Annotated in this window: 10 protein-coding genes; 4 read left to right on the top strand and 6 right to left on the bottom strand. The window is 71.9% G+C overall.

The features are described 5' to 3' along the window. The 6 genes from ABD437_RS09165 to ABD437_RS09140 all read right to left on the bottom strand — a co-directional run. A partial coding sequence (locus tag ABD437_RS09165; RefSeq protein ID WP_344648331.1) for an AMP-binding protein occupies nucleotides 1–535 on the bottom strand: 535 nt, incomplete at its 3' end. Then, the gene (locus ABD437_RS09160) at nucleotides 532–1806 is read right to left on the bottom strand and encodes an ABC transporter substrate-binding protein (RefSeq protein WP_344648330.1); all 1275 of its coding nucleotides are present in this window, start codon (nucleotides 1804–1806) and stop codon (nucleotides 532–534) included. The genes ABD437_RS09165 and ABD437_RS09160, both read right to left, overlap by 4 nt. Before the next feature lie 59 nt (nucleotides 1807–1865). Further along, a complete protein-coding gene (locus tag ABD437_RS09155; protein ID WP_344648329.1) occupies nucleotides 1866–2942 on the bottom strand; it encodes a branched-chain amino acid ABC transporter permease in 1077 nt (358 codons plus the stop codon). After that, nucleotides 2939–3835 carry a branched-chain amino acid ABC transporter permease gene (locus ABD437_RS09150; RefSeq protein ID WP_344648328.1) on the bottom strand — a complete coding sequence of 299 codons (897 nt, stop codon included), beginning with the start codon at nucleotides 3833–3835 and terminating at the stop codon, nucleotides 2939–2941. Before ABD437_RS09150 ends, ABD437_RS09155 begins: the two co-directional genes overlap by 4 nt. Before the next feature lie 9 nt (nucleotides 3836–3844). Then, entirely contained in the window at nucleotides 3845–4549 is a 705-nt protein-coding gene (locus ABD437_RS09145) for an ABC transporter ATP-binding protein (RefSeq protein ID WP_344648327.1), read from the bottom strand. After that, nucleotides 4546–5343 (bottom strand): ABC transporter ATP-binding protein, encoded by a 798-nt coding sequence (locus ABD437_RS09140; protein ID WP_344648326.1) that lies wholly within the window; start codon nucleotides 5341–5343, stop codon nucleotides 4546–4548. Before ABD437_RS09140 ends, ABD437_RS09145 begins: the two co-directional genes overlap by 4 nt. An 88-nt stretch (nucleotides 5344–5431) precedes the next feature. Here ABD437_RS09140 and ABD437_RS09135 point away from each other — a divergent pair, with 88 nt between their 5' ends. The 4 genes from ABD437_RS09135 to ABD437_RS09120 are packed head-to-tail and all read left to right on the top strand — an operon-like array spanning nucleotide 5432 to nucleotide 9376. Then, a complete protein-coding gene (locus tag ABD437_RS09135; protein WP_344648325.1) occupies nucleotides 5432–5962 on the top strand; it encodes a nuclear transport factor 2 family protein in 531 nt (176 codons plus the stop codon). Next, nucleotides 5959–6714, top strand: coding sequence for an SDR family oxidoreductase (locus ABD437_RS09130; protein ID WP_344648324.1), 756 nt, complete (start codon nucleotides 5959–5961; stop codon nucleotides 6712–6714). The genes ABD437_RS09135 and ABD437_RS09130 overlap by 4 nt, the downstream gene beginning before the upstream one ends. After that, complete coding sequence (locus ABD437_RS09125) at nucleotides 6711–7787, top strand: NAD(P)H-dependent amine dehydrogenase family protein (RefSeq protein ID WP_344648323.1); 1077 nt, start codon at nucleotides 6711–6713, stop codon at nucleotides 7785–7787. The genes ABD437_RS09130 and ABD437_RS09125 overlap by 4 nt, the downstream gene beginning before the upstream one ends. Further along, nucleotides 7784–9376 carry a long-chain-fatty-acid--CoA ligase gene (locus ABD437_RS09120; protein ID WP_344648322.1) on the top strand — a complete coding sequence of 531 codons (1593 nt, stop codon included), beginning with the start codon at nucleotides 7784–7786 and terminating at the stop codon, nucleotides 9374–9376. The genes ABD437_RS09125 and ABD437_RS09120 overlap by 4 nt, the downstream gene beginning before the upstream one ends. The last annotated feature ends 12 nt before the right edge of the window (nucleotides 9377–9388 follow it).

Raw genomic sequence — 9388 nt, 5'->3', positions numbered from 1 at the left:
CCGCCGCCGGTACCCACGCGGCGCCCTCACCGGCCAGACCGAACGTCATCACGTGCTCGAGGGCCGGGAGCCGGTCGCGGACGGAGGCGACCTCGGCGGCCGGTGACCGGCCGCCGAACGTCGCCACCGTCACGTAGGCCCGGAACGACGCCTGCGCCGCCATCTCGGCGATCTCGCGCTCGCGGTACTGCATCGGCAGCGGCGAGACGATCACCCCGACCGTCCAGGCCGCGAGGTACACCTCGGCCAGCTCCACCGTGTTCGGCAGCTGGACGCCGAGGACGTCGCCGCGGCGCAGCCCGAGCTCGAGCAGCCGGGCCGCCAGCCAGGTCACCTCACCGTCCAGCTCGGACCAGGTCAGTCGCCGCGGTTCGCCGCCGAGCAGCGCGGCCCGGTTCGCCGGGTCGACGATCGCCAGGTGCTCACCGCGCTCGGCCACCCGGTCGCGGAACAGCTGGTCGACGGTCTCGTCGCTCCACCAGCCCCGGGCCTGGTAGTCGGCGACCGTGGCGGCCGGGTGCAGGCCCCGGCTCACTGGCCGTCCGAGATGTCGATGACGTCACCGGCCGACGTGAACCGCTTGGCGCCGGCCTGCCAGGTGTAGGGCTGGAACGCCTGGATGCCGAGCGACTTCTCCGGCGTCATCGTGAACGTGATGCCGTCGATGAACATCGGCGGCTGGTAGCTCTGGTTGCGCGCGGCCTGCATGATCGACGCCCGCGACAGGCCGTCCTTCGACTTCGCGGCGTTGGTGAACACGTCGACCATCAGGTCGCCGATCGCCCAGCCGTTGACCGTGTAGCTGTTGGTCGGGGAGTCGGCGCCGTTGGCCGCCGACTGCTTCAGGTACTCCTGCACGGCCGCGTCGGACGCGAACGCCTGGTCGGACGGGTCCTTGAGCCACTTGAGGATCTGCTGCTGGTCGGCGGCGGCACCGGCCGGTGCGTAGAGCGTCGCCCCGTCGGCGCAGTTCGAGGGCTGGATGACGGTCTCGGGCTTCCAGCCGACGCGGCCGATGGCCTGGGTCAGCGCGAGGCAGTCGGTGGTGACCCCGGCGTTGACCAGGATCGGCGCGGCCGACGCCTTCAACGCCGACGCGGCGGTGTTCGGGTCGGTCAGCGGCGCTTCCTTGGCGATCGTGAAGTTCGTGCCCTCGATCGCCTTCTTGAACCCGTTGGCGTAGCCCTGACCGGACTCGGTCTGGTTGGCGGCCAGCGCGACCTTCGCGCCCTGCGGGTACTTGGCCTTCAGCCCCTCGACGACGACCTTCATCTCGACCTCGGCCGACGGCAGGTACTCGGTGGTCCACGGGAACTTCGTCGCGTCGCGGTAGGCCGGCACGCTGGCCTGCGCGAACAGCAGCGGCACGCAGGCGTCGTTCTGGGCGTCGCTCATCGCGTCGAGCTGGCCGGAGCCGAACGTGTCGAGCACGTCGACCTTGTCCTTCTCGATCAGCTCACCGACGTTGGTGCGGGCCCGCTCCGGGTTGAACGCGTCGTCCTTCACGACGACCTGCAGTTTCACGCCGTCGATGCCGCCGGCCGCGTTGGCCACCGCGAAGCGGGCCTCCATGCCCTCGATGACGTTGCCGACCGCGTCGGCCAGCGGCCCGGACGTGGCGGCCGACCAGCCGACCTTGAGCGTCTCGGTGATCTTCTTCGTGGCGGCGTCCGGGTCGGCGCAGTTCTCGACGTCGAAGGCGCTCGACGAGCCGGTGGCGGTGTCGTCCTCGGAGCCGCTGTTGCTGCCGCAGGCGGAGAGCGCCACGGTGGCGACGACCAGGGGAATGAGGAGTCTGCGCTTCATTGCGTTTCCTTCCGGGGTGGGTCGTTGCGCGCCTCGGCGGGAGGGGGCCGAGGCGGAAGTCAGCGTTCGCGGAGGGCGGGATGGTCGGGTGGGAGCACGGTCACGACCGTGCGGATCAGCAGCCCGAGGCGACCGGCGATGCCCTCCGGCATCAGGAAGCACAGGGCGATCAGCACGGCGCCGAACAGGACGCCGGAGAGGGGCCCGGTCGTGAACGAGGAGGTGTAGTACGGCAGGAAGACGACGGCGAACGCGCCGATCAGCGGCCCGAACTGGGTGGCGACGCCGCCGAGCACCAGCCCGGTGACCAGCTCGATCGACTTCAGCAGCGTGAAGGAGCCGTCGGGGGAGAGCGCCCCGATGTACATCGTGAACAGCGCGCCGGCCAGGCCGGTGATCGCGCCGGAGACGCCGAACACCAGGATCTTCGTGCGGGCGACGCCGACGCCGCTGGCCGCGGCCGCGATCTCGTGGTCGCGGACCGTGCGCATCATCAGCCCGAACCGGCTGCGGATCAGCCCGCGGGCGAACAGCATCACGAGGACCAGCACGAACGCCGACAGCCAGAACATCCAGATGCCGCGCTGGGCGCGGACCAGCCCGGTCCACTCCGGCGGGGCCAGATACCGGGAGCGCACGACCATGCCGGCCGCGCCGCCGGTCAGGCCCTCCAGCCGGCGCACGATCTCCGGGAACGCCACCGCGACGGCCAGCGTGACCAGCGCCAGGTACAGGCCGTGGATGCGCAGTGACGGCAACCCGACCAGCAGCCCGAGCACGAACGTCAGCAGCATCGCGATCGGGATCGTCGCCAGCGGCGCGAATTCGAGCTGCACGATCAGCACCCCGGTGGTGTAGGCGCCGAGCCCGAAGAACGCCGAGTGCCCGATCGAGAGCAGCCCGGTGTACCCGGTGACCAGGTTCAGGCCGATGATCGCGATCGCCATGATGAACACCGAGGTGAACTGGCCGACGCGGAAGCTGGTCAGCTGGGACGCGGCGAGCAGCGCGAGGGCGGCCACGACGATCCCGGCGGCGCGGAGGCCGCGGTGCTCCCAGGAGCCCTCGACGATCGTGAACCGGGTCGTCGCGGCGGCCGGGCGGGTCTTCGCCGGAGCCGGCAGAGTCGTGGTCATACGCGCACCGTCCGGGCCGTGCCGAACAGGCCGTTCGGGCGGATGAACAGGATCGCGACGATGATCAGCAGCGCGGAGGTCTGCTGGAGCTCGCCGCCGATGAACGAGACGTAGCCCGAGAGCATGGCTTCGAGCACGCCGATCGTGATGCCGCCGACCACCGCGCCCTGGAGGCTGTCGAGCCCGCCGAACAGGGCCGCGGCCGAGGCGGCGATGAAGATGTGGAACATCGTGGTGAGGCCGAGCTGCTCGGGCGCCAGCGGTGTGACCAGCACACCGGCCAGCGCGCCGATCGCGCCGGACAGGCCCCAGCCGATCATCAGGATGCGGCTGGTGCGCACGCCGGCCAGCGCGGCCGACTCGGGGTTGGCGGCCACCGCACGCATGTGCAGGCCGATGCGGGTGCGCCGGAACAGCAGCGTCATCAGCACGACCAGGACGATCAGCGCACCCCAGACGCCCAGCGCGTCACCGTAGAGGCGGGCGCCGCCGACGCTGACGTAGTCCTCGAGGCCGTTCGGGAACGGGCTCGGCATGATCTTGGTCTCGGAGTTCCACAGCAGACCGGCGAGCGAGTTCAGCCCGGTGAACAGCCCCAGGGCGACGATCAGCACGGCCATGTCGTTCTTGCGCTGCACCGGCCGGATCAGTAACCGCTCGATCGCGGCGCCGAGCACGAACCCGACGATCAGTGCGGCGACGATCGCGATCCACACCGGTGCGTCCAGCGTCGTCAGCCACCAGGCGACGAACGTGGTGAACAGCGCGAGCTCACCCTGCGCGAAGTTGAGCGTGCCGGTGGCCCGGTAGACCACGACCAGCGCGAGCGCGAGCAGGGCGTAGACCGACCCGTTGGTGAGGCCGGCCAGGAGACGTTCGACGAAGAGCTCCACGGGGTGCTCCTAATAACCGAGGTAGGCGCCGCGGACGGTGTCGTCCTCGCGGAAGCGCTCGACGGGGCCTTCAGCGGCGATGGTGCCCACTTCCAGCAGGTAGACGGTGTTCGCGATGTCCATCGCGAGTTCGGCGTTCTGCTCGACGATCAGCAGCGCGGTGCCGTCGGTGCGGTTGATCTCGGCCAGGGTGGCGAACAGTTCCTGCACGACGATCGGGGCGAGGCCGAGGCTCGGTTCGTCGCAGAGCAGCAGCGTGGGGCGGCTCATCAGGGCCCTGGCCACCGCGAGCATCTGCTGTTCGCCGCCGGAGAGCGTGCCGGCTTTCTGGTGGGCGCGGCGGGCCAGCACCGGGAAGACCTCGCACCAGCGGTCGATGTCGGCGGCGATCCCCTTCTGGTCCTTCCGGACGGCGGCGCCGACACGCAGGTTGTCGAGCACCGAGATGTCGAGGGTGCCGCGGCCCTGGGGGACCAGGCTGATGCCCTGGCGCACGATCTCGTCGGGGCGGCGGCCGAGCGGCCGGCCGTCGACGGTGACCGAGCCGCGGCGGCCGATCAGGCCCGCGAGCGCACGCATCGTCGTGGTCTTCCCGGCGCCGTTGGCGCCCAGGACGACGACCACGTCGCCCTTCTCGACGGTCATCGAGATGCCGTGCAGCACGTCCCGCCCGCCGTACCCGGCGGTGAGGTCCGTGACTTCGAGCAGGCTCATCGCGCGGCCTCCGTGGCTTCCGGCCGCGCGTCGGATTCAGCGGCTTCCGGCCGTGCGTCGGATTCCGTGGTTTCCGGGCGGGCGCCGGACTTGGCGCGGCCCAGGTAGGCGGCGACCACGGCGTCGTCCTCGCGGACGCCGGCGGGGGTGCCGTCGTAGATCTTCTGGCCGAAGTCGAGCGCGACGACGTGGTCGCTGATGCCGAGGACCAGGCCCATGTGGTGCTCGACGAGCAGCGCGGCGAACCCGTACTCGTCGCGCAGCGAGACCAGGAGGCGGCCGAGTTCGTTCACCTCGCTGTGGGTGAGCCCACCGGCCGGTTCGTCGAGCAGCACCAGGCGCGGCCCGGCCATCAGCGCGCGGGCCAGCTCGACCCGCTTGAGCGTGCCGAACGGCAGCCCGGCGGCGGGCCGCCCGGCCACGTCGACCAGGTCGAGCCGCTCGAGGATCTCCCACGCGCGGGCCCGGGCGCCCGTGCGGCTGCGCGCCAGCCCGCCGGCGAGCGTGTTCTCGAAGACGGTCAGGGTGCCGAACAGCGCGAGGTTCTGGAACGTGCGGGTGATGCCGGTGCCGGCGAGCCGGTGCGGCGGGGTGGTGAGCAGGTCCCGGCCGTCGAAGCGGATCGTGCCCGCCGTCGGCCGGTAGATGCGGGTGATGCAGTTGAACAGCGTGGTCTTGCCGGCGCCGTTCGGGCCGATCAGCCCCAGGATCTGGCCGGGCTCGACCTCGAACGTGACCCCGTCGAGCGCCCGCACCCCTCCGAAGTGAATGGCCACCTCGTTGACCTGCAGCAAGGCGCCTCCCTGGTGACACTTCAGTTAACGGTGTGATACGGATTACTACAGGAAACAGAGCTACTCGTCAACGATGCGGAGGCCGCCCGTGGATCCCACTGCGCTGGACACTCTGGTGGCGAAGCAGGACATCCATGACCTGCTCGTTCGCTACCTCCGGGCGATCGACCGGGGTGACGTCGCCACCCTCGCCGCCTGCTATCTGCCGGGCGCCACCGAGGACCACGGCGGGCTGTTCGCCGGCCCGGCGAGCGACTACGTCGCCTCGGTGGAACGCACGATCACCCACCCCAAGGCCGTCAGCACGCACGCGCTGACGAACGTCCTGGTCGACGTGGACGGCGACACGGCACGCGCCGAGTCGTACGTGCTGGCGTTCGCGCGCGTCCGGCGCCCGGACGGCCGCATCGGCGACACGCTGACCTCGGCGCGAATGATCGACGACCTGGAGCGGGTCGACGGCCGCTGGGGCATCCGGCACCGCGCGCTGCGCTGGGACTGGAACCACGACATGGAGCCGTCCGAGGGCTGGGTGTTCGGCCTGCTCGGCGACGTCGAGGCCCTGTCGCGCAGCGAGAAGTACCCGACCGACGTGCTGTACCAGGGGAGCCGGGCATGAGCGTTCTTCGTGGGGTCCCGGTCGCCGGCGCGAACGTCGTCGTCACCGGCGCGAACCGGGGGATCGGGCTCGCGTTCGTGCAGGAGGCGCTGGCCCAGGGCGCGGCCACGGTCTACGCGGGCGTCCGCGATCCCGCCACCGCCCCGGAGGGCACCACGCCGGTCCGGCTCGACGTGACCTCGGACGCCGACGTGGAGGCCGCCGCGCGGACCTGCGGGAACGCGACGATCGTCGTCAACAACGCCGGGCTCTTCACCGGCAACCGGCTCGTCGAGGCCGGCGACCTCGACGCCGCCCGCGCCGAGATGGAGGTCAACTACTTCGGCGTGCTGCGGATGACCAGGGCGTTCGCGCCGGTGCTGGCCCGGGCCGGGCACGGCTCGTTCGTCAACGTGCTGTCGGTGGCGGCGATCGCCCCGACCGCGTTCATGGGCGGGTACTCACCGTCGAAGGCCGCCGCGCTCAACCTCGGCGGCATCGCGCGGGCCGAGCTGGAGCGGTACGGCATCACGGTGACGTCGCTGATCGTCGGATCGGTCGACACGCGGATGGCCGCGCACGTGGAGGGCACGAAGGAGAACCCGCGGGAGATCGCCCGCACCGGGCTGGCCGCGATGACCCGCGGCGAGTGGACGTGCGACACCGACACGCTCGCGGTCGAGTCGCGGGCGCGCCTGGCCCGCGACCCGGTGCGCTACGAGAAGAGCCTGGGCAAGCTGCTGTACGCCGCCGAGCTGCGGACCGGCAAGTGACGATCCGGGTGGCCCAGTGGGCCACCGGTGCGGTCGGCAAGACGATCCTGCGGGGCATCCTCGACCGGCCCGACCTGGAGCTGGTGGCGCTGCTGGTCTACGGCGGGAGGAAGGTCGGGCGCGACGCCGGGGACATCGCGCGGCGGCCGCACACCGGGGTGTCGGCCACCCGCGACGTCGCCGACGTGATCGCCGCCGCGCCCGACGTCGTCGTGCACGCGCCGCGGCTGCAGATCCCGTACGAGAAACACGACGCGGACCTGGTGCGCCTGCTCGAGGCCGGCATCAACGTCGTCACGACCGCCGGTCAGCACTTCCCCCGGGCCCACGGCTCGGCCCGCGAACAGCTCTTCCTCGACGCGTGCCGGGCCGGCGGCAGCACGCTCTACGGCGTCGGCATCAGCCCCGGCGTGATCGGGGAGCGGCTCACGCTGGCGCTCACCGGAGCCAGCGTCACGCTGGACCGGATCACGATCGACGAGGTGCTCGACGCGCGCTCGATGCCCGACCCCGACTTCCTGTTCACGGTGATGGGGATGGGGTCGGACCCGGCGTCGCTGGACGGCTCCGGGCCGCTGCCGACGCTCTACGGGCTGCTGTACCGGGAGACGATCGCGTTCGTGTGCGAGCGGCTGGGCGTGGTGGTCGACGACATCGTGCCCGACCACCGCATCGTGCCGGCGTCGCGTGACCTCACGGTCGCGGCCGGGCCGATCGCGGCCGGCACGGTCGGCACCACCGAGTGGCGGTGGCACGCGCTCGTCGGCGGGGAACCGTTCCTGACGCTCGCGATCATCTGGACCTGCGAACCGGACCGGCCCGAGTACGCCGGGCGTGACCACTGGCGCATCCACCTCGAGGGCAAGCCGGAGATCATCATGACCCTCAACCTGGTCGAACCCTCCGAGGAGGGCGTGCGCACGACCGCCGCCCAGTACGTCACCGCCGGCCCCGCGTTGCGCGCGATCGAGCACGTGGTCGCGGCGCCCCCGGGGATCTTCGCCGCTCCGGTGTTCGGGGCGTACGACGCGACCAGGGCCGCGCGGCCGGTCCACGCGGAGGGGGCGCGATGACCGTGGTGCTGCTGCCCACGCCGGCCGAGTACGCCGACCCGCACTACGCGCTGCACGCCGACGGCACCCGGATCGAGCGGCTCGAGGACATTCCGCGGCGGCGGGCGGCGGCGACGCCCGCGGCGTCGGCCGTGCGTACCGCCACCGCGACCACGACGTACGCGGAACTGGACCGCGACGCCAGCCGGGTGGCCAACGCGCTGATCGACGCCGGCGTCGGGCCCGGCGACCGGGTCGCGTACCTGGGGGAGAACTCCGCGCAGTTCCTCGCGACGCTCTACGGCGCGAGCAAGGCCGGTGCGATCCCGACCGCGCTGAACTTCCGGCTGGCCCCGCCGGAGGTCGAGTACATCCTGGGCGACGCCGAACCGGCCGCGATCGTGCTCGGTCACGGCCACGAGCACCTGGCGGCCACCGCGCGCGACGCCGGGGTCGGCCTGGTCGTGACGCTCGCCGGCCCGGACGGCTACGACGCCTGGGTCGCGGCGGCGTCCGACGTCGACCCGGGGTACGCGCGGGACCCCGGCGAGACCGCGCTGATGTTCTACACGTCGGGCACCACCGGTCACCCCAAGGGCATCGAGCTGACCGGCGCGAACCTCGGCCAGGCCGTCGCGGCCATGCACTACCTGCTGGAGCTGGACACCACGTCGGTGGCCCTGGCGCCGGTGCCGTTCTTCCACGTCTCCGGCCTGGGTCTGGCCCTGGTCGCGGCGATCAACGGCGCGGAGCTCCTGCTGCGCAACCCCACCTCGCCGGCCGACCTCTGCACGATCCTGCAGGAGTACCGCGTCTCGCACGCGGTCGCGGTGCCCACCGTGATCCAGTTCCTGCTGACCCTCCCCGAGGTGCGCACCGGCGACTGGAGCGCGCTGAAGTACCTGGTCTACGGTGCCTCGCCGATGCCGGAACCGGTGCTGCGCGAGGCGACCGCGGTGTTCGGCTGCAAGTTCCTGCAGTCCTACGGGCTCACCGAGTCCACCGGCGGCGTCACGATGCTGAGCCCGGCCGACCACCGCGAGGCGCGCAAGCTGCGTTCGGTCGGGCAGCCGATGCCGAACGTCCCGGTGCGGATCGTCGACCCGGCCACGCTGGTGGACGTGCCGCCCGGCGTCCGCGGCGAGGTGCTCATCGGCGGCGGTCACGTGATGCGCCGCTACTGGCGCAACCCGGCCGCGACCGAGGCCGCGATCACGCCGGACGGCTGGCTGCGTACCGGCGACGGCGGCTCGTTCGACGAGGACGGCTACCTCTACCTGCACGACCGCCTCAAGGACATGATCGTCTCCGGCGGCGAGAACGTGTACCCGGCCGAGGTGGAGAGCGTCCTGACCGGACATCCGTCGGTCGCGCACGTCGCGGTGGTGGGCGTGCCGTCGTCCCGGTGGGGCGAGACGCCGCTGGCGGTCGTCGTCCCCGCCGCCGGGCGCACCGTCGACGCCGCGGAGCTGATCGCCTGGGCCCGCGAGCGCATGGCGCACTACAAGTGCCCGTCCGACGTGGTGGTCGTCGACGCTCTTCCGCTGACCGCCAGCGGAAAGGTACTGAAGACGTCCCTCCGTAGCCGGTACGGAGGCGCCGGGCGCTGATCGTTGCGACGA

This window comes from Cryptosporangium japonicum (genome assembly GCF_039524755.1).
Lineage (GTDB): Bacteria > Actinomycetota > Actinomycetes > Mycobacteriales > Cryptosporangiaceae > Cryptosporangium > Cryptosporangium japonicum.
The sequence above is the reverse complement of the archived record's forward strand: the minus strand, read 5'-3'. Positions and strand labels throughout refer to the sequence as shown.